Source organism: Mucilaginibacter dorajii (assembly GCF_024808255.1).
In the GTDB taxonomy this organism is placed as follows: Bacteria; Bacteroidota; Bacteroidia; order Sphingobacteriales; family Sphingobacteriaceae; genus Mucilaginibacter; species Mucilaginibacter dorajii.
Window position 1 is genome coordinate 192,461 of record NZ_JANTYS010000010.1, and the last position, 24,591, is coordinate 217,051.

General features: G+C 43.6%; 25 protein-coding genes. 9 read left to right on the forward strand and 16 right to left on the reverse strand.

Going from position 1 to position 24,591, the window contains the following annotated elements; genetic code table 11:
- Nucleotides 1-156: 156 nt before the first annotated feature.
- From FHS10_RS15655 to FHS10_RS15690, 8 genes are all read right to left on the reverse strand, one after another.
- Complete coding sequence (locus FHS10_RS15655) at nucleotides 157-1,011, reverse strand: UDP-2,3-diacylglucosamine diphosphatase (protein WP_259092100.1); 855 nt, start codon at nucleotides 1,009-1,011, stop codon at nucleotides 157-159.
- Nucleotides 1,012-1,270: 259 nt separating this feature from the next.
- Nucleotides 1,271-1,795 (reverse strand): DinB family protein, encoded by a 525-nt coding sequence (locus tag FHS10_RS15660; RefSeq protein ID WP_259092102.1) that lies wholly within the window; start codon nucleotides 1,793-1,795, stop codon nucleotides 1,271-1,273.
- Between the two features lie 8 nt (nucleotides 1,796-1,803).
- Nucleotides 1,804-2,001 carry a type II toxin-antitoxin system HicA family toxin gene (locus tag FHS10_RS15665; protein WP_259092104.1) on the reverse strand — a complete coding sequence of 66 codons (198 nt, stop codon included), beginning with the start codon at nucleotides 1,999-2,001 and terminating at the stop codon, nucleotides 1,804-1,806.
- A gap of 3 nt (nucleotides 2,002-2,004) precedes the next feature.
- Nucleotides 2,005-2,232, reverse strand: coding sequence for a type II toxin-antitoxin system HicB family antitoxin (locus tag FHS10_RS15670; RefSeq protein ID WP_259092107.1), 228 nt, complete (start codon nucleotides 2,230-2,232; stop codon nucleotides 2,005-2,007).
- A gap of 80 nt (nucleotides 2,233-2,312) precedes the next feature.
- Nucleotides 2,313-3,014, reverse strand: a complete 702-nt coding sequence (locus tag FHS10_RS15675; RefSeq protein ID WP_259092110.1) for a YjjG family noncanonical pyrimidine nucleotidase — start codon at nucleotides 3,012-3,014, stop codon at nucleotides 2,313-2,315.
- Nucleotides 3,015-3,202: 188 nt separating this feature from the next.
- On the reverse strand, nucleotides 3,203-4,186 hold the full coding sequence (locus tag FHS10_RS15680) for an MBL fold metallo-hydrolase (protein ID WP_259092113.1): 984 nt from the start codon (nucleotides 4,184-4,186) through the stop codon (nucleotides 3,203-3,205).
- A gap of 94 nt (nucleotides 4,187-4,280) precedes the next feature.
- Nucleotides 4,281-4,850: a Crp/Fnr family transcriptional regulator gene (locus tag FHS10_RS15685; protein ID WP_259092116.1), complete on the reverse strand. Its 570-nt coding sequence runs from the start codon at nucleotides 4,848-4,850 to the stop codon at nucleotides 4,281-4,283.
- A 273-nt stretch (nucleotides 4,851-5,123) separates the two neighbouring features.
- Nucleotides 5,124-6,683 carry a DHA2 family efflux MFS transporter permease subunit gene (locus tag FHS10_RS15690; RefSeq protein ID WP_259092123.1) on the reverse strand — a complete coding sequence of 520 codons (1,560 nt, stop codon included), beginning with the start codon at nucleotides 6,681-6,683 and terminating at the stop codon, nucleotides 5,124-5,126.
- Between the two features lie 222 nt (nucleotides 6,684-6,905).
- Here FHS10_RS15690 and FHS10_RS15695 point away from each other — a divergent pair, with 222 nt between their 5' ends.
- The 4 genes from FHS10_RS15695 (at nucleotide 6,906) to FHS10_RS15710 (ending at nucleotide 11,764) form a co-directional block, all read left to right on the forward strand.
- The gene (locus FHS10_RS15695; RefSeq protein ID WP_259092125.1) at nucleotides 6,906-7,814 is read left to right on the forward strand and encodes a helix-turn-helix domain-containing protein; all 909 of its coding nucleotides are present in this window, start codon (nucleotides 6,906-6,908) and stop codon (nucleotides 7,812-7,814) included.
- Nucleotides 7,815-7,911: 97 nt separating this feature from the next.
- Nucleotides 7,912-8,652, forward strand: coding sequence for an SDR family oxidoreductase (locus FHS10_RS15700; RefSeq protein ID WP_259092135.1), 741 nt, complete (start codon nucleotides 7,912-7,914; stop codon nucleotides 8,650-8,652).
- Between the two features lie 154 nt (nucleotides 8,653-8,806).
- Nucleotides 8,807-9,721 carry a helix-turn-helix domain-containing protein gene (locus tag FHS10_RS15705; RefSeq protein ID WP_259092137.1) on the forward strand — a complete coding sequence of 305 codons (915 nt, stop codon included), beginning with the start codon at nucleotides 8,807-8,809 and terminating at the stop codon, nucleotides 9,719-9,721.
- Between the two features lie 117 nt (nucleotides 9,722-9,838).
- Nucleotides 9,839-11,764 (forward strand): M1 family metallopeptidase, encoded by a 1,926-nt coding sequence (locus FHS10_RS15710; RefSeq protein WP_259092139.1) that lies wholly within the window; start codon nucleotides 9,839-9,841, stop codon nucleotides 11,762-11,764.
- Nucleotides 11,765-11,774: 10 nt separating this feature from the next.
- On the opposite strand, the gene FHS10_RS15715 is transcribed toward FHS10_RS15710, so the two are convergent.
- Entirely contained in the window at nucleotides 11,775-12,113 is a 339-nt protein-coding gene (locus FHS10_RS15715; RefSeq protein ID WP_259092141.1) for a winged helix-turn-helix transcriptional regulator, read from the reverse strand.
- A gap of 120 nt (nucleotides 12,114-12,233) precedes the next feature.
- On the opposite strand from FHS10_RS15715, the gene FHS10_RS15720 reads away from it, so the two are divergent.
- The 3 genes from FHS10_RS15720 (at nucleotide 12,234) to FHS10_RS15730 (ending at nucleotide 14,579) form a co-directional block, all read left to right on the forward strand.
- On the forward strand, nucleotides 12,234-12,644 hold the full coding sequence (locus FHS10_RS15720; RefSeq protein ID WP_259092142.1) for a DoxX family protein: 411 nt from the start codon (nucleotides 12,234-12,236) through the stop codon (nucleotides 12,642-12,644).
- 38 nt (nucleotides 12,645-12,682) lie between these two features.
- Nucleotides 12,683-13,597, forward strand: a complete 915-nt coding sequence (locus FHS10_RS15725; RefSeq protein WP_259092145.1) for a helix-turn-helix domain-containing protein — start codon at nucleotides 12,683-12,685, stop codon at nucleotides 13,595-13,597.
- 91 nt (nucleotides 13,598-13,688) lie between these two features.
- Nucleotides 13,689-14,579: an NmrA family NAD(P)-binding protein gene (locus tag FHS10_RS15730; RefSeq protein WP_259092147.1), complete on the forward strand. Its 891-nt coding sequence runs from the start codon at nucleotides 13,689-13,691 to the stop codon at nucleotides 14,577-14,579.
- Nucleotides 14,580-14,664: 85 nt separating this feature from the next.
- Here FHS10_RS15730 and FHS10_RS15735 read toward each other — a convergent pair whose 3' ends face one another.
- Nucleotides 14,665-15,594, reverse strand: a complete 930-nt coding sequence (locus tag FHS10_RS15735) for a winged helix-turn-helix domain-containing protein (RefSeq protein WP_259092148.1) — start codon at nucleotides 15,592-15,594, stop codon at nucleotides 14,665-14,667.
- 104 nt (nucleotides 15,595-15,698) lie between these two features.
- Here FHS10_RS15735 and FHS10_RS15740 point away from each other — a divergent pair, with 104 nt between their 5' ends.
- On the forward strand, nucleotides 15,699-16,301 hold the full coding sequence (locus FHS10_RS15740) for a YceI family protein (RefSeq protein ID WP_259092150.1): 603 nt from the start codon (nucleotides 15,699-15,701) through the stop codon (nucleotides 16,299-16,301).
- Nucleotides 16,302-16,524: 223 nt separating this feature from the next.
- Here the strand turns inward: FHS10_RS15740 and FHS10_RS15745 are convergent, their stop codons facing one another.
- From FHS10_RS15745 to FHS10_RS15755, 3 genes are all read right to left on the reverse strand, one after another.
- Complete coding sequence (locus FHS10_RS15745; protein WP_259092152.1) at nucleotides 16,525-17,433, reverse strand: helix-turn-helix domain-containing protein; 909 nt, start codon at nucleotides 17,431-17,433, stop codon at nucleotides 16,525-16,527.
- A 45-nt stretch (nucleotides 17,434-17,478) separates the two neighbouring features.
- A complete protein-coding gene (locus FHS10_RS15750; protein WP_259092154.1) occupies nucleotides 17,479-18,243 on the reverse strand; it encodes an SDR family NAD(P)-dependent oxidoreductase in 765 nt (254 codons plus the stop codon).
- 281 nt (nucleotides 18,244-18,524) lie between these two features.
- Entirely contained in the window at nucleotides 18,525-19,433 is a 909-nt protein-coding gene (locus FHS10_RS15755) for a metallophosphoesterase family protein (protein WP_259092156.1), read from the reverse strand.
- Nucleotides 19,434-19,649: 216 nt separating this feature from the next.
- On the opposite strand from FHS10_RS15755, the gene FHS10_RS15760 reads away from it, so the two are divergent.
- The gene (locus tag FHS10_RS15760; RefSeq protein ID WP_259092158.1) at nucleotides 19,650-20,459 is read left to right on the forward strand and encodes a lysophospholipid acyltransferase family protein; all 810 of its coding nucleotides are present in this window, start codon (nucleotides 19,650-19,652) and stop codon (nucleotides 20,457-20,459) included.
- A 328-nt stretch (nucleotides 20,460-20,787) separates the two neighbouring features.
- Here FHS10_RS15760 and FHS10_RS15765 read toward each other — a convergent pair whose 3' ends face one another.
- The 3 genes from FHS10_RS15765 to FHS10_RS15775 all read right to left on the reverse strand — a co-directional run bounded on the left by FHS10_RS15765 (nucleotide 20,788) and on the right by FHS10_RS15775 (nucleotide 24,482).
- On the reverse strand, nucleotides 20,788-21,822 hold the full coding sequence (locus FHS10_RS15765) for a hypothetical protein (RefSeq protein WP_259092161.1): 1,035 nt from the start codon (nucleotides 21,820-21,822) through the stop codon (nucleotides 20,788-20,790).
- 399 nt (nucleotides 21,823-22,221) lie between these two features.
- Complete coding sequence (locus FHS10_RS15770; RefSeq protein ID WP_259092164.1) at nucleotides 22,222-23,199, reverse strand: glycoside hydrolase family 43 protein; 978 nt, start codon at nucleotides 23,197-23,199, stop codon at nucleotides 22,222-22,224.
- Between the two features lie 278 nt (nucleotides 23,200-23,477).
- Nucleotides 23,478-24,482 carry a family 43 glycosylhydrolase gene (locus FHS10_RS15775; RefSeq protein ID WP_259092168.1) on the reverse strand — a complete coding sequence of 335 codons (1,005 nt, stop codon included), beginning with the start codon at nucleotides 24,480-24,482 and terminating at the stop codon, nucleotides 23,478-23,480.
- Between the last annotated feature and the right edge of the window lie 109 nt (nucleotides 24,483-24,591).

The following is a 24,591-nucleotide window of genomic DNA, read 5'->3' on the forward strand; positions in this document are numbered from 1 at the left end:
CTTTATTTTAATTACGGCCTCAAGTTAATAAACAAATTGCTATTTGAAGATGAGCTTTTTTGAAAACAATTTTATTTTTCTTTAATACCAAAGATCTGGCACCAGTGACGCCAAGTTTCCTGCCTTGATTCTTGACTCTTGGTTCTTGACTCTCTTTCAAGATGGCTCCTGTTTAAACCTTTCCAGCAGGCTTTTAACATCCATTTTGGCATCAAGGTCCTCGGCGTCGGTTTTGTCGTCCTCGTCGGCATCTGTATTAAAATCGTCGGGATTGTATTTGAAAATGCTCCAGTTGCCGTTTTGGTATTCAAGCGAGGTAAGGCTTTCTACCCAGTCGCCAGAGTTAAGGTAAAGTACCGAACCTGTTTTATCGGTATTTTCTATGGTGCGGATCTCGGCATGGTGAATGTGACCGCAAATTACATATTGGTAGTTTTTATCTACGGCAAGGTCGGCAGCGGTTTGTTCAAACTGGTTTATGAATTTAACAGCCTCTTTAAAACGCGCTTTAACCTTTTGCGAAAAACTCATTTTTTGACGGCCTATAGCGGTAAGTATCCAGTTAGTCATACTGTTGATAAGGATAAGGGTATCGTAACCAACAGCACCCAGCTTAGCCAGCCATTTGGAGTGCTGCATGGTAACGTCAAATACATCGCCGTGAAATATCCAGGCCCGTTTACCATCAATATTCAATACAACTTTATTGAGCAGCTTGAATGACCCCAAATCAAAATCGGCAAATTTGCGCAGCATTTCATCGTGGTTACCGGTTAAATAGTATACAGGTACGCCATCGGTAACAAACTTAAGGATACGGCGTATCGCCTTCATATGCGCCTCTGGCCAATACGATTTACTGAACTGCCAGATATCGATAATATCGCCATTAAGGATAAGCGTTTTTGGCTTAATGCTTTTTAAATATTTAAGCAATTCTTTGGAGTGACACCCATAAGTACCAAGGTGCACATCAGATATTACTACGATATCTACTTCACGTTTTGCCATTAAAGTTTGGGGGTTAAATGCTCAGCCGGCGAAATTTGCCGGTTAATATATGTAGGTAAAATAATTAACAAACGATTATTCGTCGTCGTCGTCTTCATTAACGTTTAATTCATAAGGGCTGGCGTAAAAGATGCCAACCAGCAGCAATAAAGCTATAACAACCAAATACGCGTACTCAAAATTCATCACAAATGATTTTTACAAATATCAGAAAATCAACATTATTATACTGTTAAGACTCTGTTAAATGTAAAAGGTTTCATCGTTGTGATAATTTTCTTTTTACCCTGTCTAACTGCTTTAAATGATGCTGCAAATGGATGCGGATAAACTTAAACCACTGCCCTGCATTTAACATTCCCAGGCGGGGATGTTTATACCTGCTTGTTTTGTTTGCCGCGGGTACAAGCGGCGAAATGGCTTCCATACGCTTACGGCATTTGATGATAAGATTTTTGGCTTCCTCTTTAGTGATCTTTACCGCCGGCATTTTTTGGTTGACTACCGCAGGCGCGTTAGCCCGTGGAAACCGGCCGAACAACAGGAGTATCTTGCCGACCAGCGTAGTGCCCTTCTTGGTAGGTTCGCAGTTGTTATGGATGCAACGCTCCAACGCGATGGATGAGCCTAAAGTTGCCTGTAAAATATGGCTGTATACTTCGGCAAAGGACCATCCACCATCGGGCGGCGTTTGGACAAAAGCTTCATCGGTGATAACATCTAACCGTTCGCGATAGTTATCAAGGGCCTCTTCAATGGCACGGCGTTCGTTGGCAATACTCATAGTTGAGATTATTTCAGATCAATTCCGGCTTGTTTGAGTATGCCGTGTAATGTTCCCTTTTTTAACTCCTTAGCGTGCATCGGCACAACCGTTCTTTTCCCTGTTGTTCTGTTAATAAATATTTGATGACTCCCATTGGTTCGGGCAAGTTCAAACCCATGCGCCAAAAGAACAGAAACAATTTCTTTAGGAGCGTAAGACTTCATTATTTATGAAGCAAAGGTCAAAGAATACTCCAGGCTACGACTATCATCCGGAACAGGTTCGCCCTCTTCCTCCAAAGTTTCTACATATAATGTGATCGCTTCTTTGGCCATAGCAATAGCTTCATCAATTGTTTCGCCCTGGGTAAAGCATCCTGGCAATGCGGGAACTGAAACGCTGAAACCACCCTCATCTTCGGGTGTTAGCAATATGCGGTATGTGCGTTGTGTCATATACAAATTTAAACAAATATTTTCTTTTATATTGATAAACCATTCACACTAAGACGTCAATATTCATAATATCTCAATACTTAAAACATCACGGTCAGCTCTTTCAAATGGGCTATCTGCGCAGGCACATCATTGGGCTTAGGCGCGTTGAAGGGGTTAAAATAAATAGCATCCATGCCAAAGTTAAGCGCGCCATAAATATCAGCTTCCAGGCTATCGCCTATCATCACACTTTCATGTTTGATGGCACCGGCAAGGTCAATGGCATGCTGAAAAATCGCCTTATCAGGCTTATTAACGCCTACATCCTCAGATATAATGATGTTTTGAAAATACCCCGCAAGATTGGTACCGGCCACTTTAATACGGGTTGAATCTTTAAACCCGTTTGAGATGAGGTGTAATGTATATTTATCCTGCAGATATGCCAAAGTTTCGTGCGCGTGCGGGAAAAGGTTAGTTTTTGTAGGGCATAGCTTTACATAAGCGTCTTCAAAATCAACAGGCATCAAGTCGGGGTGCAGGCCGAGATCTGTAAAGGTGCTTTTAAAGCGGGCATCACGTAACTCATCCTTAGTGATCTCGCCAATGTGATATTGCGCCCAAAGGCGATGGTTATTGCGGGTATAGGTTTCAATGAATAAATCAGGACTGCTTAGACCAATATCAGCCAAACCGTGAATATGATAAAGCTCGTGCAGGGCTTCCTCTGCATTTTTGTCAAAATCCCAGATAGTATGGTCAAGATCAAAGAAAATATGTTTTTTGGATGGATAGTTCATTTTTGAGCGCTGGTATTATTGCTCAAAATTAAACTATTGAGGGCTAAATCCGAACCAACTTGTTAAAACAAGGCACGATCACTAAATAAATATATCTTGACATTCACGAACACTTCATTTGAGATAAACAAAAGGCAGCCTTGCCAAAACCTGGAGAACTGCCTTTTTATTGATGTTTTTACAGCAGATTACCGCCCGCTCACATAAGTACTGTAATTGGCCGGCACCCATTCATATTTTGATCCATCCGCTTTTAAATGCCCTATACCAGGGAACGAAACGTGATCTGATGCTATCCAGTACCCGTTTTTTGCAGCATCGGCAAAGGCTTTTTTGCGGGTTGCGGCGGCGGCCTTAGGATCAACATCGTAAACAATAGTTACCGATGGATCTGCTAATTGCACAGCGGCGGCATGCATAATATCACCCCAGAAAACCATTTTTTGCCCTTTGCTTTCCAAAACGTAAAAAGTATGCCCCGGCGTGTGACCAGCAGCGGCAATTGGTTTAATGTCGGGAAATAATTCCTGATTATAGTCAAACGATTTCACTTTGCCCGCCTTAAGATATGGGCCCACCGTAGCTTCGGCATAAGCAAAGTATGGCTTTAATGCTTCTGGCGCATTGGCTTTACTTTTTTGGGTAAACCAAAAGTCAACTTCGGGTTTGCTGAGGTAAATGGTGGCATTGGGAAATACCATTTTATCACCATCCATTAAACCGCCGGTGTGATCTATGTGCGCATGGGTTATCAAAATCGCGTCAATCTGTTCGGGCTTATAGCCTACGGCAAGCAAGCTTTTTGTTAACAACCCAAGCGTTGGGCCATAATTACCGGCTGTGCCTGCATCAACCAATATCAGTTTACCATTTGCTTTAATGAGGTAAGCATTTACCGAAGTTTCTACCGTGGTGGGCAGGTAATTGGCAGTGAGCAGGTGGGTAATTTCACCGGGCTGTGTATTAGTTAACAGCTTGGGTAACTCCTGGGGTATGGTACCATCTGATAGGGCGATAACTTCAAAATCGCCAACCTGCATGCGGTAGTACCCCGCTTGCGCTATTGCATTAGCTGTTTGCGCCGAAACAGTATGGTAAGACAATGATAAAAGGCCCAGGCTGGTAGCAAGTGTAAATGCCGGGCGTAAGATTAATTTAATTGAGCGTTTCATTTTATAATTATTTATAAAACAAAACTCCCCAATTGGTCGACCCCGACGAAGGACAATTGTCACTTTGATTTTGTGACAATTGTCACTTCAGGAATTATAAAGCATAAAGCCTGCTTAGCGTTTCCCTTGATACGCCCAGGTATGATGCTATAAATGATTTTGGGATACGATTATATAAATGCGGGTATTGCTGGATAAAGCTTTCGTAACGTTTTTTGGCATTGCCCATGATCATCATTTGCAACCGCTTTTGCAGCGAGTTGTAGCCCCAGTTGGCTTTTACGGATAAAAAATGCTCGTACTTCCACATTTCGGCACCCAGCTTTTCGCGATTTTCGAGGGTGATGCCCAGCACTTCGCAATCTTCCAGGCAATCTACATTGATGGTGGCTGCCGATTTTTTAAAATAGGCTTCCCTATCCGTTACCCACCAATCTTCCACAGCAAACTGGTAAATAAACTCTTTACCGGTATCCTCATCGGCCACGTAAGCCTTAAGGCAACCCTTCATTACAAAATAATCATACTTTACATGATCGCCCTGCTGCACCAGGAAAGCGTGTTTTTTTAGTTTCTTAACTACAAAATGCGATAATATATAGGCAAACTCCTCGTCAGATATGGGGCTGATGGCGTCTATTTGATCTTTGAGTAAATGCTGCACAACAATGGGGTTATTTATGGGAAGCAAAATACAAATTTAGCCGGGTTTATACTGTTGGGCAAATGAACGATGTTAAAGCCTCGCCAACTTTAGATTTTTTTAAATGAATTTATTCGTTGCTGTTGACTTTAGTCAATGGTAAAAGAGAACATCGTTGCGGGCTTTAGCCCAATTATTCAAGCGAAATTTTGGCTAAAGCCCCTCACATTTCAGCCAGTATCCCGTTGACTAAGTCTACGGCAATGATCTATCACAATCAAATTTAAACACCCCTTAATGCGCGTCCGGGATCTCTATTTTACCCACCTTAACAACAGGCCTGCGTTTAATGGTAATTACCACCAACGGAATGCACAGCGCATTTAAGATAGCCAATAGCAAAAAGGCATCCATATAGCTTAACAAAAATGTTTGTCGTACTACTGTGCGTTCCAATGCCTCGATAGATTGCTGTACCGCATGCAGGTAATTGGCACCATGCGCCATAAAGTTACGAACAAAGGATTGCCGGCGTTGCAGCGTAATAGCATCAGATGCTGTAACGTGCGTAATTAAAGCTGTACGGTTAATAGCTTCGCGATGCGCGATGTAGGTATTGGTAAGCGCTATGCCAAACGAGCCTCCCATTTGCCTCATCATGTTATTTAACGACGCGCCCTGCGGGATATCTGCCGGTTTTAGATCTGAAACTGCCAGCGCCGTAAGCGGCACGATGAGTAAGGCCGCACCAAGTCCCCGGAAGATGAGTGCCAGCAGAAAATTGGCATCGCCCGATTCGAGGTTATTACGCGACATCATAAAACCAAAGGCCGCCGTTAAGCCAAAGCCGCAAATGATAAGGTACTGCGGGCGAATACCATTTTGCAGCATCTTACCCAAAAACGGCGAGATGAGTGCCGCCATCATAGTACCCGGCAACAGGATGGTTCCTGTTTGAAAAGCAGTGTACCCGATGATGCGCTGTGTATAAAGCGGAAAAACAAACAGCGCGCTAAGCAAACCGAAACCTAACACAAACGTCATGATGGCCGATATAGCCAGCGTACCGCTCTTGAGTACTTTAAGATTGATCACCGGATTATCGATAGAAAGCTGACGCCAAACCAGCAGCAGCAAGCTGATCACCGAAATTGCGGTTAGCGCAACAATGTAATTGGCGGCAAACCAATCGTCGGTTTGGCCGCGCTCCAATACCACCTGTAAGGAGCCTATCCCCGCAATGAGCAGCAGGATGCCCCACCAGTCTATTGATTTTTGAACCGTTGGCTTAGGCGTATCCCGCAGGTAGATAAAGGACAGGAAAGCTGCCAGCAGGCCTATCGGGATGTTTACGTTAAAGATCCATTGCCATTGATAGTTATCTACGATATAGCCGCCTAACACCGGCCCAATTGAGGGGCCTACAATAATACCGAGGCTAAAAATGCCGCTTGCCAGTCCGCGTTCTTTAACAGAAAAGGTTTCAAACAAAATAGCTTGCGAGGTTGATAGCAAAGCCCCGCCACCAATACCCTGGCAAAACCTGAAAAACACCAGTTCCCAAAGGTTAGTAGAAAACCCACAACAGGCTGATGCGGCTGTAAATAAAAGTATGGAACCTATATAATATTGCTTGCGACCAAAGGTTTGGGCCAAAAAGCTGGTCATGGGGATGATGATCACATTGGCAATAGCGTACGAGGTGATCACCCATGCAGTATCCTCCAACGTTGAACCCAGGTTACCGCTCATGGTATTGATAGATACGTTTACAATGGTTGTATCTATCAACTCAATAATTGTAGATGTTATAATGGTTATTACGATGATCCATTTCCTGAAACCTGTCTCCATAAAATCAAAAATTTACCCGACAAAAGTAGAGCGACAAACAAGGGAGCTGTTTATAATATTCAAGCAGATATTTATAATTTTCAAACACCGGAAAATCGAAAAGTATTAAATCAAACCAATTTTACTTTTAAAAGACAAAACATACACTACAAATCAATTATCAACTTATAATAATCAAACATATCACTTGCAGTAAAAACATAACGTCATTAACTTTACCTTATGGTACGATTAGAAACCCTTGAGCAGTTTTACGCACGGCATTACGCCGGTAAATACCAGCCTGCAAATAATGCAGGACAAGGCCACTTTAATGTGTTTTTGAGAGCCTGCAGCCAAAAAACACCGTTAAGCCGAAGGGACTTTTACAAAGTGGCCCTGGTAATTGGCAACGGCATTATGCATTATGAAGACAGGCAAGTAGTTATTGAACGCCCGGCCCTGGTATTTACAGGTCCGCAGGTGCCATCATCATGGGAACCTACATCTGACGAGCAAAGTGGCTGGTTCTGTTTATTTACCCAGGCCTTTATTGAAAACCAGGAGAACAAGTATGCCATACAGGATTTCTCCTTGTTTAAAGCAGGCGGTAATCATGTTATTTTTTTAAACGACAAGCAACTGGCATTTCTTTCGGCCACGATGCAGCAAATGATGGAAGAGATGGGTTCCGATTATGTAAACAAATACGATCTGCTGCGCAGCTACCTGCGCATTTTAATGCATGAAGCTTTGAAAATTGAACCAATGCCTTTGGTTGAAAAAACAATAGGTCCTGCCACCAGGATCACAACCTTGTTTTTTGAACTTTTAGAGCGACAGTTTCCTATTGACTCGCCAGACCATGCCCTGAAGCTAAAAACGGCCAATGATTACGCCGAAAGCTTATCGGTACATACCAACCATTTAAACCGATCTGTTAAAGAGATCACCGGCAAAACCACCACCCAGCATATTTGCGACAGGGTTTTAAAAGAAGCCCAGGCCCTGTTAAAACATACCGACTGGAACATTGCCCAGGTGGCCAATGCCCTTGGCTTTGAAGAACCAGCTTATTTTACCAACTTTTTCAAAAAGCATACAGGTGCCGCGCCGGGTGTTTCGAGGCATGCTACCGCTTTAAGTTCATAATGCACCGTTTCCGTTTTTCTGACTACATCATTTGCGCTTTTGGCTACTTTTGGGAGTTACGTAATGCTGAACTTTGCTTTACAAAATTTAGCAAACCATGGAAAACGGAATTAAAAATAAAGTAATAGCCATTACCGGTGCCAGCAGTGGCATTGGTGAGGCTATAGCGATACAATTTGCCCAGCAAGGAGCCAAAGTAGTACTTGGAGCACGCAGACTTGACAGGCTTAAAGCACTTGCCGAAAAGATAATACAAGCAGGCGGCGAGGCCAGTTACATAATAACCGATGTTAAAAAGCGCGGTGACCTGCAAAACCTGGTTAAGTTGGCCTGTGACAGGTATGGCAAACTGGATGTGATGATCAATAACGCGGGCATCAGTCACCTTTCGTTGATAGATAAATTGCAGGTGGAAGACTGGGAAGAAATGATAGACGTAAACCTTAAAGGAACCTTATATGGCATAGCGGCGGCTTTACCTGTTTTCAGGCAACAAGGATCGGGGCATATCATCAATATTATTTCAACATCGGGCTTAAGGATAGTGCCATTGCAGGGCGTTTATGCAGGCACCAAAAACGCGGTGCGCACCATTACAGAAGCATTACGACAGGAAGCAGGTCCAAATTTACGCGTGACGGGTATTTCGCCGGGCTTTGTACAAACCGAACTTGCCGATCATATGAAAGATGAAAACATCCGCGCGGCCATCAAACAAAAAGCAGCACAGATTGCCATTTCGCCTAATGATATCGCTGCGGCAGTAAGTTATGCCATCAATCAGCCGGCCAATGTTGATGTGGGTGATATGGTGATCAGACCTACAGCACAGGATTGATGATACCCCAACTTTTAATGTAGAGACGCATCACATGCTTCTGTCGCTGTACAGGGCGAATTGTTATTTGAGCATATTTGATTTGCATGCGGGAGATACATGTGGTGCCTCTCTACAAAATTTGTTTAAATTTAAACATCTGTTACCATCGAAAATGAAAACACCCGGCCAGGAACCATTGGTATTTAATAGCATATCTGCTTTAATGAGGCGACTGGAACAACCGGCCCCAACGCATCCGCTTGTGGCGCTGTTGAACTACGACGAAGTAAAATTGACTCTGGCCGATGCGGGCGGGAAATTCCTGCTTGGTTTTTATAAGATCTCTTTTAAATCCAATTTTAAAGGGCAGGTAAAATACGGACAAGGCTATTATGATTTTGAGGAAGGCGGGATGGCTTTTTTAGCACCCAACCAACTGGTCAGCATGTCGGCCGAAGAAAGCGCCTACCAGGGCTATGCACTGTTTTTTCACCCGGACCTGATCAGGAATTATCAACTGGGAAAAAACATTCAGCAATATGGTTTCTTCTCCTATGCCGTTACCGAGGCATTGTTTTTATCTAATAAAGAAAAGAAGGTAATCGCTACACTCTTTGAAGCCATTGCAATAGAACTTGAAAACAACATAGATCATTTTAGCCAGGATGTATTGGTATCGCAAATTGAGCTACTGCTTAACCATAGCAACCGTTTTTATAACCGGCAGTTCATCACCCGTAAAAACGTTTACAACAATATAATCGGCAAAATGGACGCGTATCTCGCCAACCGGTTTCAACCTAAAGTCTCATTAACCGGACTGCCAACCGTACAGGAGGTATCAGATCACCTACAGGTTTCGCCAAGGTATTTAACAGATATGCTCAAATCGCTCACCGGCCAAAGCACCCAGCAACACATCCATAACCGGCTTATTGAAAAAGCGAAGGAGGTGTTAGGTAATAGTAACCTTACCATTGCCCAAATAGCTTATGAACTGGGCTTTGAGCATCCGCAATCATTTAATAAACTTTTTAAGCGCAGTACCAATTTATCGCCCAATGAATTCAGGCGGTCTTTTAATTAGCCGATTATCTAACTATCCTAAACTCATTCATCGGTAAAACGCTGTAATTAAAGGCTACGAAACCTGCGTTAGTCTAAAAGCTAAAAAACATCTACTGGGAATGTTCAATTTAGCCCGATGAAAGATCAAGGGCATGGATCACTACGGGCGAAGTTTTCAAGAGCAACGATTAGCAAATTTACATTCTCATTAATCGTTTTTACTACGGGCATAACCCATGCACAAACCCAGCTTCCGCTTGCAACTAACCTGACTAAAGCCTACAAACAACATACCCGTAGTTTAACCGGATCACCCGGAGACCATTACTGGCAAAACAATGCCGATTACCAGATCAACACAACATTTAACCCCGAAACCGGGCTATTAACAGGCTCCGTCGGTATCGATTATCAAAATAACAGCCCTGATACGCTTAAACAGGTAGTTTTTAAACTGTATCCCAATTTGTATCAGCAACAGACTATGCGCAACACGCAAATAGCGCCCGAAGACCTTACTAACGGGGTTGATATTAAATCTTTGGAGGTTAACAATCAGCCTATCGATACAAAAAAAAGAATAATCAGGGGCACCAATATGTATGTTAGAGGCGTGCAGATGCTACCGGGTGGTAAGGTCCACGTTGATGTTACCTACGCCTATGTATTAAACAAAGGTTCATTTATCCGCACGGGCCAGGTTGATTCCGGGGCGTTCATGATCGCGTACTTTTTTCCGCGGATAGCGGTTTACGATGACATTGACGGCTGGAACGAATATCCCTATGCCGGCAAAGAGGAGTTTTACAACGATTACTGCAATTTTAAAGTTAACATCACCATTCTAGGTAATTACCAATGCTGGGCTACAGGCAACCTTAGCAACACAGCCGAAGTTTACGAGCCTGAATTTGTGAAACGGATCACCCAGGCAGAAGCCGGCGATTCAGTCACCAATATTATTACCACCGCTGATATTAAAGGCGGGCACATCACCAAAAGCAATCAAACCAATGCCTGGAAGTTTGAAGCCACCAACGTTACCGACTTTGCTTTTACCATTAGCAATCACTATGTGTGGCAGGCATCAAGTGTAATGGTTGATCCTAAGACCAACAGACGTACAAGGGTTGATGCCGTTTACAACCCGCTACATAAAGCATATGGGCCGGTTATTGGTTATGCCCGTAAAACAGTGGAGATCATTAGTTACCAAATTCCGCAGATCCCCTTCCCTTATCCGCATCAAACCATTTTTGAGGGCCTGGACGCTACCGAATACCCAATGATGGTGAATAACCTGCCTTTTGAAAAAGCAGAATCCATAGAGTTTACCGTGCATGAAGTGTTCCATGCCCTGTTCCCGTTTTTTGTAGGCAACAACGAAACCAAATATTCATTTATGGATGAAGGTTGGGCTACCTTTTCGGAGTTTAGTCTCTCGCCGCTCATCGATCCTAAGCTGGCAAACACCTATGATATGAGTGATGTAAACACCAGTGCAGGATCGGACCAGGACGTGCCTATCATGACCCTTACGCCGCAACTGTACGGCAAAGCCCGTTTTGCTGATAAGGACCTGAAACCGGCGCTCGGTTTTCACTACATCAGGGAAATGCTGGGCGATAGCTTGTTTTTTAAAGGGATGCGTTATTATATCGATCAATGGAAAGGCAAACACCCAAGTCCGTACGATTTCTTTTACACCATGAATACTGGCGCGGGAAGAAATTTGAACTGGTTTTGGAAAAACTGGTTCTTTGAAAAAAACATTCCTGATTTAGCCATAACCAAAGTTATCCATACCAAACAGCAATACCGCGTTGTGGTGAGCAATTTAGGTACCGAGATAGTACCCCTTCATTTAACCATTTATTACAAAGATAGAACCACGCAGACGCTGGGTAAAAGTATCGCCTGCTGGGCAGGTGGAAATAAAACAGTTACCATCGCTTTTAAAACTAACAAACCTGTAAGTAAAATAATACTGGGAAAGCCGTATGACGCGGATATCGACCTGAAGAACAATGTTTGGGTAGCTGCTTCCCGTAAAAACATTTAGAATATCGCGGCTATTTGCCAATCACCTGTTTCCTATGCTCCTGGCCCCAGTGGTATAATTCTTCCAAAACTTTCTCTAATGATTTACCATGCGGGGTAATGGAATATTCAACCGTTGGCGGGAAGGTATCGTATACTGTTCGCTTGATCAGTTTATTGGTTTCCAAAGTTTTCAACTCCTTGGAGAGCATTTTATCGGTAATACCGGGAATCTCTTTCGAGATTTGTTTAAAGCGTTTATTGCCCAATGACAACGAAAGCATGATCAGCAATTTCCAGCGGCCTTCTAATGCTTCTAAAGCATCTTTTATAGCCAATACACTTTCGGGGCACCCTTCCCTGGTCAGCATTTTTATTTGATTTACTATTGCGTTTTACGATACTATCCTTTTGGATATCGCTACCTGCAGAGATAGTACTATACCCAGGATAGCAAATATAAATAACTTTGTTGTGTTAATAAAAACACGATGACAGATCAACACAAACCTTCAAAACTGTTGAATATTATCCTTTGGGTAACGCAGGTACTACTGGCAGCAACGTTAATATGGGCAGCCGCGATGAAATTGTTTCAACCTATCGAAAAATTATCGGCCATGTGGCCATGGGCCGGCCAGGTACCTGTTGCGCTGGTTAAATTTACGGGAATAATTGACCTGCTGGGCGCGCTTGGTTTACTATTACCTGCGTTATTACGCATACGTCCAAAACTTACACCCATCGCAGCTGTTGCAATTATTGTATTAATGGTATCCGCAAGCATTTTTCATATTGCACGTGGTGAAGCATCAGTAATTGGGGTAAATATTATTTTTGCATTGATGGCGGCGTTTATAGCTTGGGGACGATGGAGCAAAGCCTCCATATTGCCCCAATAAAATGGTCTATTTGTTTAACCGGTAAATTTTAAAGGGAAATGAAAAGCACACAGCCGATGAGGATCAAAAGTATAAGTGAGTATCACCGGGTGATGAAACTGGAGCAGCCTGCGCATCCCTTAATCAGCGTGATCAGTTTTGAAGCCATTAAACGCATGGCTGGCGAAGGGCAACAAAGCATAACTCATGATTTTTACTCCATCGCTCTTAAAAGAAATTTTAACGGTAAAATAAAATACGGCCAGCAGGAATATGATTTCGACGAAGGTGTAATGCTCTTTATTTCGCCGGGTCAGGTTTTTACTATCGAAGCCTATGAAGAGCTAAAGCATGTGGGTTGGCTGCTGTTGGTACACCCCGATTATTTATGGAATACACCATTAGCAAAAGCGGTTAAACAGTATGAATATTTTAGCTATTCGGTAAACGAAGCCCTGCACCTGTCAGAAAAAGAAGAGTTCATGCTTGCCGGCATTATGCAAAATATTGAACAGGAATATCATTCCAATATTGATCAGTTTAGTCAGCAGGTAATTATTGCCCAGCTCGAACTGCTGTTGACCTATGCCGATAGGTTTTATCACCGCCAGTTTATCACCCGTAAAATAACCAATCACAAAATATTAAACCGGCTGGAAGATTTGCTGACCGCTTATTTCCAAAGCGATGCACTCACCCAAAAAGGACTGCCAACGGTAAGCTATATTGCCGATGCCTTAAATGTATCGCCCAATTATTTGAGCGTGATGCTAAAACTGCTCACCGGCCAAAGTACCCAGCAGCATATCCATGATAAACTGATAGATAAGGCTAAAGAGAAACTATCGGGTACCAATCTGTCGGTAAGTGAAATTGCCTATGCATTAGGGTTTGAGCATTCGCAATCGTTCAGCAAATTATTTAAAAGCAAAACCAACATCTCGCCGTTGGAGTTCCGGCAGTCTTTTAATTAGCAGCTAAAGAAATGGCTACAACAAACCAAGATTAAGCTACAGGCAAAAATTTCATAGTAAGCACCTTTGTTCAACAAAAACAAAATAAGCTATGAAAATTATAGTAACAGGTTCATTAGGTAATATTGGCAAACCGCTCGCCGCAGAATTGATAGCAAAAGGGCATAACGTAACCGTAATAAGCAGCAACCGCGAAAAACAGAAAGACATTGAAGCCCTGGGCGTAACAGCTGCCATAGGGTCATTGGAAGATGTCGATTTTTTAACAGCCACTTTTGCCGGCGCAGATGCGTTATTTGCCATGGAACCGCCAAACCATACTGCACCTGATACCAGGGCCGCGTACCGTACCATCGGAAAAAATTACGCGAGGGTGATTCCGCAATCGGGCATCAAACGGGTGGTGCATTTAAGCAGCTATGGCGCTCATTTAGATAAGGGCACCGGGTTTATTCTCGGGGTTCACGATGTGGAAGGTATTTTGAACAAACTACAGGGAGTAGCTATCACCCATTTGCGCCCCGCCTTCTTTTATTACAACCTATACAACTTTGTAAACATGATTAAACAGGCAGGCTTTATCGGCACAAACTATGGTGGCGATGATAAATTAGCGATGGTTGCCCCCAGCGACATAGCCGCTGCGGCAGCCGAAGAATTGGTTACGCCAACGGTTACTACAGGCAATAACGTGCGCTATGTGGCCAGCGACGATGTTACCGGCCACGAAGCCGCCCGCATTTTAGGCGAAGCCATTGGCAAACCCGATTTAAAATGGGTGGTGTTTACTGATGAACAAACGCAGGCTGCAATGGAACAAAACGGCGTACCTGCCAACATTGCAGCGCAGTATGTTGAATTAGGTGCCGCCATTCACAACGGCACATTGCGCGGGGATTATGACCTACACAAACCGGCAGTTATGGGCAAAGTAAAACTGGTTGATTTTGCAAAGGAGTTTGCGGTGGAGTTTGAGAGATGATTCTAAAAAAGAATGTCAAAGCGACGAAAGACTTACGAAGTTTTAAAAACTTCGTAAGTCTGGACTCTATAATTTGTCGTGTCCATTACGAGTTAACATTTTCTCCCTGATCCTGGCCATCCCCTACCTGCAACTTATACCCCTTGCCATGAATATTGATCAATTTTATCGAAGAATCATATTCCAGCTTCTTCCTTAATTTTGAGATAAACACATCCAGGCTTCGGCCTACAATTACACCTTCATCCTCCCAGATCTCTTTTTGCAGCCGACTTCGTTCTACAATAATATTTGGCGATTGGGCAAGGATCAACAGCACCTTGTTTTCTTTTACCGTGAGGTCTGCTGTGGCTTCACCGGCTATCAGCTGCCGTGTTTGCGGATCGAACAAGATCTTCCCTATCTTGAGTTTGCCGTCTGTAACATCTACAGGTTCGGGCAGCGTTTTCTTTCGGGGTTTTACAGATCGGGAAACGATCAGTCCGATGAAGGCCAACAAAGGTATCCCCCCTATTAAATAACCTTTTTGCGAAGTGCTTATACTATTGCCTTGAAACTTAATATCGATAAGATAACAGCTTTTAGGCTGCTTGCGACCCGAACAAGGCACTATATTATCTTTTTTATTGCTGGATATGGCGTACCCGAATATCACCCCGTTATCTGAGCAGTTTAAAACATTCACAATGTAATTATGTGCCAGGTTATTTTTTGCCAGCGAGCGACGGATGATCTGCACTAATGAGTCTGACTGAAAGGTAAACTCATTTTCAAACCGTAGCTGGTATTCGTTTTCGGCTATTTTCTTTACAGGCAACACCCGCGATGTGCTATCTCCCGAATGTAACAGGATCTGGTGCCCTATATTCCTGAGCATGATCTCCTGCCGGGCCAGGTCAAAACCGTCATTACCGGTTAAACTAAAAGCCGCGCAAGCTATGGTCGCCAACATCAGTAATGCAAGGCCAAGCAGGTATTTGGCCCTGGTATTTAAGCGTGCTTGATAGCTGATCATAAAATGCCGGTTTAATTTTACAAAGTTTACAATTTTATTTACAATAATTATAATTACCAACCTACTGTAGATGAATAGGTTTGCTGCAACAAATTTATTAATTTATGCTTAAGAAAATTGCTGTTATCCTGGTGCTGGCCCTGGTTCAAATATCGGCCAATGCACAACAAACCTACCATTTGGATATCAAAAAAAGTAAAATTTTATGGAATAACCGTAAAACAATGGGTGGTCACTATGGCTATATCCTCTTTAATTCGGGTACACTCAATTATTCGGCCGGCAATGAGCCGCAAAACGGCGTTTTTAGCGTGGATATGAACAGCATGCGCAGCACCGATCATGAAGATACGGCAAAGAACCAAAAAGTGGATAAGGAGTTAAGAACGGCTGGCTATTTTGCAATGGACCAATACCCTGCCGCTACCATGAATGTGAAACAAATAAAACACATCGGTAAATCAACAACCTATGAGGTATTTGGCGACCTGACCATCAAAGGCATCACCAACCCAATTGAATTTACCTCCACAATCGTTAGAAAAGGAGACGCCATAACGGCAACTGCACAGTTAGAGATAGACCGCCTTAAATGGCATATTAATATGCAGCAAAACCCAAAATCATGGGATCCGTTCGCGGCGCTACAGGATCATATCATTTCTGATAAAATAGCAGTGACGCTTAATTTGGTGTTTGTGAAGTAGGAAAGAACCTTGCCCCAACTTATGTCATTGCTGCAAGTTTTAAAATCCGCGAACTATGACGATGGAAAATGACAAAGCGACGAGAGACTTACGAAGTTTTGAAAACTTCGTAAGTCTGAATCTACAACTTGTCATGCGTATGCACGAAGCAATCCCGTCGCCATGCTTATTCGCTCTGTAAAGCTAAGAGATTGCCGCGCTACGCTCGCAATGACATAGTGTACTATAACCTAAACGCCGCCGGCGTAAACGAAGTTTGTTTTTTGAAGAAGTTGGAGAAATGGGCAATATCATCAAAGCCTAAGGTGTAGGCAATTTCGGCAATGTTCCAGTTGGTTTGTTTGAGCAGGATCTTGGCCTCCTGGATCACTCTTTTGCTGATGATCTGCGTGGTGGTATGGCCGGTAACTTCCTTTAATACTTTGTTCAGGTGGTTTACATGTACCGCCAATCTATCGGCATAATCTTTAGCAGTGCGCAGGCCGAGCCTTTGATGGAGCGAATCTAACGGAAACTGGCGTTCCAACAATTCGATAAATAACGACGAGATCCGTTCCGATGCATTCTGCGCAGCACTTAATGCCGACATCGGCTGCAGCTTTTGACCATAATGGATCAGCTCCAACACCATGTTACGCAGTAAGTCGTATTTATATTTATAATCGGCGTCCAATTCTTTGAGCATCTTTTTAAACAGGTATTCAATTTCCTGCGCTTCCTCCGGGTTCAATTGAAACGCGGGAAGCTGACCAGGCTGAAAAATGGGCAGATCATCCAATGTAACCCCCGCCTTGTGGGGCAGCAGAAAATCGGCAGTAAAAATGCAGAACATGCCGGTTTGGTTGGCATCTGCCGGAATCCAGTGGTAAGGAATTTTAGGGGTTGCAAAAAGCAGGGCGCTATCACCCATATCAATAACCTTATCGGCGTATTCGGCCCTGCTTTTTCCGTTTATCCAGCTAATTTTATAATATTCCCTGCGGCTGTAGGGCATTATCCGGGTGCCGGTCTTTTTGTCAAACAGTTTTTCAGCTTCAAAAACATTAAAATGACCAATCTCCTTAGTAATCCCATCAGGAAGCGGCGCGCCGTTTCGCTGGTAAAAATCATCAAGAGAAGTGTTAGTGATCATTATGCTTTGTAAACTCAAAAATAACAATTTAAACCCGTTAATGGCTTACACCAACATCCCGCCGGATATCTCAATACGCTGCCCGTTAACCCATTTTGCATCATCGGTACAAAGGAAGGCAACCACGCCGCCAATATCATCGGCTTCGCCGGGCCGGCCCAGAGCGGTCATGTCACTCACCATTTTTTGCGATTGCTCGCTGGCCCGCAGGTGGCCGCCGCCAAAGTCGGTTAGTATAGCACCCGGCGCTATGGTATTGGCCCTGATGCCGCGTGCGCCCAGTTCTTTGGCCAGGTAACGGGTAAATACCTCAATAGCCCCCTTCATACAAGCATAAGCCGACGACCGGGGCAACGAAACCCGGGTGAGGCCGCTTGATACATTAACTATCCCACCACCGTCATTCATCAGCGGAAGCGTTTTTTGGGTTAAAAAGTAAACGCCTTTATAGTGTACGTTCAGCAATTCGTCAAAAAACTCTTCGGTTACTTCTTCAATCAGTTTGTAACCGCCAATGCCTGCATTGTTTACCAAAAAATCAAGATGATCGGTACCGAATTCGGTGCTTAGCACCTCTTTCACTTTTTCAATAAAAGGGTCAAAGCTTTTGATCTCGCCTGTGTTTAGCTGTAGTGCGGCAGATTTTCGGCCGGTTTGTTTAATTTGGTTTACTACGTTTTGCGCTTCATCGGCGCTGGTGTTGTAGGTGATGATCACATCTAACCCCTTTTCGGCAAGCCTGAAGGCCATGTCCTTGCCCAGGCCTCGGCTGCCGCCGGTTACCAGGGCTATTTTATTTTTACTTTCCATATTGTATTATATCTAATGATACAAAGATGGTAAGGATAACAAAGGCGGTGTTTGAAGAAATCAATCGGTAATTTGCGAATTTCAATCAATTAATAATATACCTGCCCCATTTGGCAGCTTCTGCGCGTATGTATCTTTGTCATCCCAAAACTGTTGTGTTGCGCAACAAGCGAAACACAACAAAACAGCATCTAACTAATAATCAACAAATTAGAAATTGTCACATCTTACAAAACGCTACAAGAACACAACAGTTGGCCAGACTGCTTAATGGAATAGCCCTATCCCAGGTAATTCACATAACGTTCTTCAAAGCTACCATCGCTGTAAAGGTCAATTAAGCCGTATCCGGGGGCAGTTTCGCGGCGGTTACCTTCCCACCAGGCACCACTTACGGCACCGTTGCAAATGTAGGTTACGTTATCATACGTTACCCTGTCGCGGATATGCTGGTGCCCACTTAAACACAGCTTCACATTGGGGTGTTTATTAAACAGGCTGATGAGTTTGATGCTATCGGTATGCATATCGCCGCCCAAAACTTCCCATTTGTTAACCACATCATCAATCAAAAGCGGGGTGATGCTCAGGATAGGGATGTGCGACAGGATCAGCACCGGCATAGCAGGATCGGTAGTATTCAATTCATTTTCTAACCAGGTAAACTGTTCTTCGCCCAGTTTGCCAATGTACCACGTGCCGTCAACATCAAGGTGTACGCTATCCAGCAAAATAAATTTCCAGCCGCCCTTTGTGAAGCTGTTGTAGGGCTTGGTTAGTTTTAGCTGATCCATGGCGTATTGTTTGCCATAAATAGCTTGTTCTTTATCATTCTCGTTCCACCAAATGTCATGGTTGCCCAGGCAATAATGTACGGGGATGCTGCTTTCATTTTTCAGGATGCCGTTCATTAGCTGCCATTGATCATTAATGGTGCCGATGTTTTCCTTGTTCATATCAAAAACAATGTCGCCACCGTTCAGGATCAAATCGGGTTTGGGATTTTGCTGTTGCAGGTGATGCAGGCATTTAACAAACTTGGCGGGGGCGTCGAATTTGTTTTTGAGGTGAATATCGGTAAGGTGTGCAATTCTCATCACCGTTTTTTTGGGGTTGATTACGTTGCCCAAACCCAATGAAGGCACCAATAACAGGCCGCCTATACTTTTTAATACTGATCTCCGCTGCATATCCAGGTACTATTAAAAACAGACGTAGGGAAAGGGGTCGAACCTTTCATATGCTGCCGGCCAGCGCCCTACTTATTGATCTTCTAAATCGCCCCAAAGTTAAATGCAGTATTTGTAAATAATGGCGATGGATAATTATTTAACAAAAAGGTAATATGTGCGAAAGCATAACAGCAACCGGCAGATTACTTTACACCCCCTTGCTAATTTTGCCAGATGGATTTGATCAGCAAAAATGATATTATAAAAGCAACCGGGATTAAAAGACTTCCCGGTTTGGCAACACTGTTAATGAAGCTGATTAAAATAGATGCTTTTAATGATATGATGCGGCAGGCCGGCATTTTAAAAGGTGTTGATTTTACCGCTTACGCGCTTAATTTTTTAGGGATCAGGCTGGAAGTTCACCCGGATGACCTGGCCAATATCCCGGCCGCCGGCGCATTTATAGCCGTAGCTAATCATCCTTATGGCGCCGTTGAATCGCTGGCTTTGCTTAACCTGTTGGTTTCGCAAAGGTCCGATACGTTATTTATGGGCAACTTTTTGTTAAAACGCGTACCCAACCTTGCCGATTACATCATCGCGGTTAACCCCTTTGATAACATCAAAGACAGTTCCAGCATCAGCGGGATAAAAAACACTTTAGGTAAACTAAAAAGCGGTACCCCTGTGGCTATTTTCCCGGCGGGCGAGGTTTCGGCATTCAATTTTAAAACGCAAAAAATTACTGATAGGGAATGGCATCCCGTAGTAGGCAAAATCATTGCCAAAGCTGGCGTACCCGTACTCCCGGTTTATTTTCATGGCGATAATGGCATTGGCTTTAGTCTGTTGCGCTACATACACCCGGCCTTGCAAACCGCCATGTTGCCAGCCGAGCTTTTCAATAAAAAAGGATTGGTACTACGCGTACGGATTGGCAAACCCATATCGCCTTGTAACTTTAACGCCCAGCAAAAATGCGAAGAGTTGTTACCTGCATTGCGGGCAATAACCTACGCGCTTAAGGAAGAAGCGGCGTAATTGAAGTTAGATTTAAAATGAAAAAGGCGGGGCATCGTACGATTCCTTCCCTGGCAAACTATTGTGTGTGTACACGTCTTTTAGAATCGTATCATTAAACAAAAACGTTGTCATTTCGAACGAACCGGTGGAGGATTGTGCACCGGAGGTGAGGAGAAATCTTGTAAAAGCGGCCACGTTTGCTCGTCGCTAGTACAAGATTTCTCTTTCGCCCCCCGCTCATACCCTCTCCTTCGCTCTATCGAAATGACATTTTTTCTTTGATGAAAAAATGTGTACACCCCAAACTCCAAAAGGCGGAATAAAAATATCCCGAAAACTTCAGGTGTTATTCCTCGTTGTATTGCGGTTTCGGCGCGTCCCGAATTTCCCGTAACCGGATGAACGTGCCGTCCTTATGGTCAATTTTCATTTCGTAGGTAGCTTCGGCGTTTGATACCATCATACTTCCTATCATACCTAAAAGCAAACCTGCTGTAACCTGTTCGGCCGCGGATGCTGCCACCTTTACATTCCCGGTGAATATAAAATCGGCACCAACTTTTTTAAGCGGACAATATTGATACTGGGTAGCCATGTAAGGCTGGCCCTTGTAAACTATAGCGTATATTTTTGAAGTCTGCACTTTTTTTAGTTTGCCGTTTTCATCCTTCGCTTTTACCGCATCGGGGTAAAGTTCGTATCCATCTAAAACGATCTGTTTATCGGGTGTTTGATTACTAAATGATTTATAAGTGGTATAAACCCCATCGGTATAGATTGTGGTAGTATACAGGTTGAGCTTACTTTTTTCAACGCTATCGATATTTAAAATTTCGTGCCGGGTATAAGACTCAACGCCACTGGGTTGTTTTAATAGGTTATCGGCAATAAAGGTTCCCATTATGGCGCTTCCTGCTTTCAGGATCCCCCCGGTTACATCCATCGCCTTTACTAAAAGTATGGTGTCAATAGCGCCTACCAGTTGGTACTTTTCAGCATTATTTGCATACAATTGCGCCTTTACATAACAATATCCTTTTTCGCTGAACGAGCCGGTTACCTCGGCAAAGGCGAACTGCCTTAATTGCAGCAGCAATTCATTGTGCCTGGCTGATGAATCGGTAATGGCGCCTATTAAACCCGATAGCTGCCTTGCCAATGGTTTGTTGGGCACAACAATAGCCCTACGATTCATCATCCCGGTTTGTACAAAGCCCATGCTGGCAGTATCATTCCGTAAATCAATTAGTTTAATACTATTATACAGGCTATTTTTAATTTTTATTTGGGGAGTATCCAGGTTAAAACCTTGCTTGTGTTGGGCTCTTAAGGTTAAGGGACTTAACAGAATAATTATCTGCAGAATAAAAATTTTGCGCATGCGTTTAGTTTAGACGCACAAATATATAAAAAGGAGAATCATCCTGAACTTGTTTAGAGATATCAAAATCCAGTAGATTGAAGAAAATAACAATATAAGCTATGTCATTGCGAGTTATAAAATCCGGGGGACTCTGAAGGTGGAAATGACGTAAGAGTTTGTCATCTTGAGGAACGAAGGATCTTCTTCGCCCTGCTAATTGCAGACTTTTATAGCGAAGAAGATCCTTCAAACGTTCAGGATGACAAACGTTTTTTACAAAACGTCATTGGTAGGCACGAAGCAATCGCGAACTATGCAGATCCGCCCTGTAGAGTATGAGATTGCTTCGTGCCTCGCAATGACATGATGAATTATCACGGGTAATCTGTCGAAGCATAACTTCCTTTTTTTGACGCGTTACTTCACCTTCTTCACCCCTTCACTTGTCATCACCACCCGTTTTATACTACCATCTGTATTATAATACAAATAATCAATACAAACCGACCGGTGGAAACTGCCTGCATCGGGTACTAAAGCGCCGTTATGGTAAATAAAATAGCTTTTGCCCTTAAAATCGATGATAGCCTGGTGATTGGTATTAGAGTTGCCGGCCAGCTCATTGATAATGCCTTTGTAAACCCATGGTCCGTTAATGTTGCGGCTCATGGCGTAGGCTATTTTCTCGGGAAACTCATAAGCGTATGATAAATAGTACCAGCCATTGCGCTGATGGATCCAGGGTGCTTCGGTATAATGCGGCAGGGTAATGGTTTTTATTTCGCCGTCAAGCTCTGTCATGTTGGGTTTTAATTTTGCGTAGTAACAAATGCCATTACCCCAAAACAGGTAGGCCTGCCCGTCTTTATCAATAATAACCGATGGATCGATATCATCCCAGGGGTGTTTCATCGCCTTAGTCATATCATTGGTAATCAAAGCCGAACCACGTGCATCTTTAAACGGACCAAGCGGACTATCGCTTACCGCCACTCCGATGGCTTTACCCGGAATAGTGCCATGCTCAACCGCCACATACCAGTAAAACTTACCGTTTCGTTCAATAACCTGCGATGCCCAGGCATCGGCTTTGGCCCAGGCAAAATCCTTCACGTTTAATGGTGATGAATGTTCCGTCCAGGTAACCATGTCTGAGGAGGTAAAGCAGGTCCAGTTGTGCATTACGTAGCCGTTTTGATTGGCCGGTGCCTGATCATGCCCCGTGTACAGGTACACCTTGCCCTTATACACCATCGCCGCGGGATCTGCCGTATATTCATGACGAATAATGGGGTTGCCGTTGCTATGAATAATGGTATCTGCAGGGTTTGCTGCTTTTGCAGTGTTTAGATATCCTGTTAGTAGTAGTGGTAAAATGTATTTTAGTATTTTCATTGTAACCTGTGCTATACTTTTATTATAAAATGTCATGCTGAACTTGTTTCAGCACCTCATCGGCAGAGCCGCTATGCAAGTGTAGATATGTCCTATGGGTTCCCGAAACAAGTTCGGGATGACTTCACAAAACTCCCGCGGGCTTTCAGCCCGTGGGTATCATGGCTGCAGCTTTTAGCTGCCTTCTTTGTTATCGGGTAACGTAAGCTGAAAGCTTACCCCAGTTTTACCCACGAGTTACGCTACGCTAACCTCGCGGGAGTTAAATTTACTGTTCATCACTTCCCAACCACCGGCCATCCATCAACCCAATCCAACTTCTCCAACCTCAATTTCGAGATCCCCCTATCCGCTGCATCATAACCGTGAAAAATAATATAATCCGCGCCATCAAAGCTGGCTACACCGTTGTGGCCTACACCATACCATTTATCATCGCCCTGCAGTAAAATACTGCCCCCACCTTTGTTCATAGCGATGCCTGCTTTATCCAGGTAAGGGCCTTTCAAGTTTTTTGATCTGCCGATGATCATTTTGTAGGTACTTTTTGGTCCTTTACAGCAATAATCTATCGATGCAAAAAGATAAAAGTATTTGCCATGCCTGTAAATAAACGGACCTTCAATAGCATTGCCGCCTGCATCAACCGGGTTATTATCCACCGCAGGCAAATCCTCTGTAGCCTGTTTGCGGCGCGTGGCAATGGTTGGGATGTTGTTGATATCTTCGGCAACACTCAACCTATCTTTATTGAGCTTTACCAGTTTTAAACCATCCCAAAACGAACCGAAAACCAGGTAAGGCGTACTATCTTTATCGATAATCAAATTAGGGTCGATGGCATTCCAGTTGGTTTTACCTGGGATAGATTGGATCACTTTACCATGATCAACCCATTTATAAGCCGGACCATTAGGATGCAGTGTAGTATTGGTAGCCACCCCGATAACTGAGGTATTTTTACCAAACGCCGAAGCCGAATAATACAGGTAATACAATCCATTATAATAAGAAATATCGGGTGCCCAGATGTGGCCTTTAAAACCTGGAATAGCGTCAACTGCCCATTGTGGCGCGCTTGAAAAAACGGGCTGTTCATGTTTCCAATGCAGCTTATCTGTTGACGACCACACGGCTATGCCCATACCTGTACAAAAAATATAATAGGTACTATCCTGCTTAATGATCACCGGATCATGTACCGATATATCGGTTTTAAGCTCCTGCGCGTGGGTGGCAAGGCTGGTGATGAGAAAGAGGAGGGCGAGGGTTAGTTTTTTCAAGGCGTGTATTTATTTACCTGATAAAACCATGTCATTGCGAGGCACGAAGCAATCTCATGCTCTACAGGGCGAATTTGCACAGTTCGCGATTGCTTCGTGCCTCGCAATG

Coding starts and splice junctions, on each gene's coding strand:
- FHS10_RS15655 (WP_259092100.1), bottom strand. CDS start 1,011: ATGGCAAAACGTGAAGTAGATATCGTAGTAATATCTGATGTGCACCTT.
- FHS10_RS15660 (WP_259092102.1), bottom strand. CDS start 1,795: ATGAGTATTGCCAACGAACGCCGTGCCATTGAAGAGGCCCTTGATAAC.
- FHS10_RS15665 (WP_259092104.1), bottom strand. CDS start 2,001: ATGAAGTCTTACGCTCCTAAAGAAATTGTTTCTGTTCTTTTGGCGCAT.
- FHS10_RS15670 (WP_259092107.1), bottom strand. CDS start 2,232: ATGACACAACGCACATACCGCATATTGCTAACACCCGAAGATGAGGGT.
- FHS10_RS15675 (WP_259092110.1), bottom strand. CDS start 3,014: ATGAACTATCCATCCAAAAAACATATTTTCTTTGATCTTGACCATACT.
- FHS10_RS15680 (WP_259092113.1), bottom strand. CDS start 4,186: ATGAAACGCTCAATTAAATTAATCTTACGCCCGGCATTTACACTTGCT.
- FHS10_RS15690 (WP_259092123.1), bottom strand. CDS start 6,683: ATGGAGACAGGTTTCAGGAAATGGATCATCGTAATAACCATTATAACA.
- FHS10_RS15695 (WP_259092125.1), top strand. CDS start 6,906: ATGGTACGATTAGAAACCCTTGAGCAGTTTTACGCACGGCATTACGCC.
- FHS10_RS15700 (WP_259092135.1), top strand. CDS start 7,912: ATGGAAAACGGAATTAAAAATAAAGTAATAGCCATTACCGGTGCCAGC.
- FHS10_RS15705 (WP_259092137.1), top strand. CDS start 8,807: ATGAAAACACCCGGCCAGGAACCATTGGTATTTAATAGCATATCTGCT.
- FHS10_RS15710 (WP_259092139.1), top strand. CDS start 9,839: ATGAAAGATCAAGGGCATGGATCACTACGGGCGAAGTTTTCAAGAGCA.
- FHS10_RS15715 (WP_259092141.1), bottom strand. CDS start 12,113: ATGCTGACCAGGGAAGGGTGCCCCGAAAGTGTATTGGCTATAAAAGAT.
- FHS10_RS15720 (WP_259092142.1), top strand. CDS start 12,234: ATGACAGATCAACACAAACCTTCAAAACTGTTGAATATTATCCTTTGG.
- FHS10_RS15725 (WP_259092145.1), top strand. CDS start 12,683: ATGAAAAGCACACAGCCGATGAGGATCAAAAGTATAAGTGAGTATCAC.
- FHS10_RS15730 (WP_259092147.1), top strand. CDS start 13,689: ATGAAAATTATAGTAACAGGTTCATTAGGTAATATTGGCAAACCGCTC.
- FHS10_RS15735 (WP_259092148.1), bottom strand. CDS start 15,594: ATGATCAGCTATCAAGCACGCTTAAATACCAGGGCCAAATACCTGCTT.
- FHS10_RS15740 (WP_259092150.1), top strand. CDS start 15,699: ATGCTTAAGAAAATTGCTGTTATCCTGGTGCTGGCCCTGGTTCAAATA.
- FHS10_RS15745 (WP_259092152.1), bottom strand. CDS start 17,433: ATGATCACTAACACTTCTCTTGATGATTTTTACCAGCGAAACGGCGCG.
- FHS10_RS15750 (WP_259092154.1), bottom strand. CDS start 18,243: ATGGAAAGTAAAAATAAAATAGCCCTGGTAACCGGCGGCAGCCGAGGC.
- FHS10_RS15755 (WP_259092156.1), bottom strand. CDS start 19,433: ATGCAGCGGAGATCAGTATTAAAAAGTATAGGCGGCCTGTTATTGGTG.
- FHS10_RS15760 (WP_259092158.1), top strand. CDS start 19,650: ATGGATTTGATCAGCAAAAATGATATTATAAAAGCAACCGGGATTAAA.
- FHS10_RS15765 (WP_259092161.1), bottom strand. CDS start 21,822: ATGCGCAAAATTTTTATTCTGCAGATAATTATTCTGTTAAGTCCCTTA.
- FHS10_RS15770 (WP_259092164.1), bottom strand. CDS start 23,199: ATGAAAATACTAAAATACATTTTACCACTACTACTAACAGGATATCTA.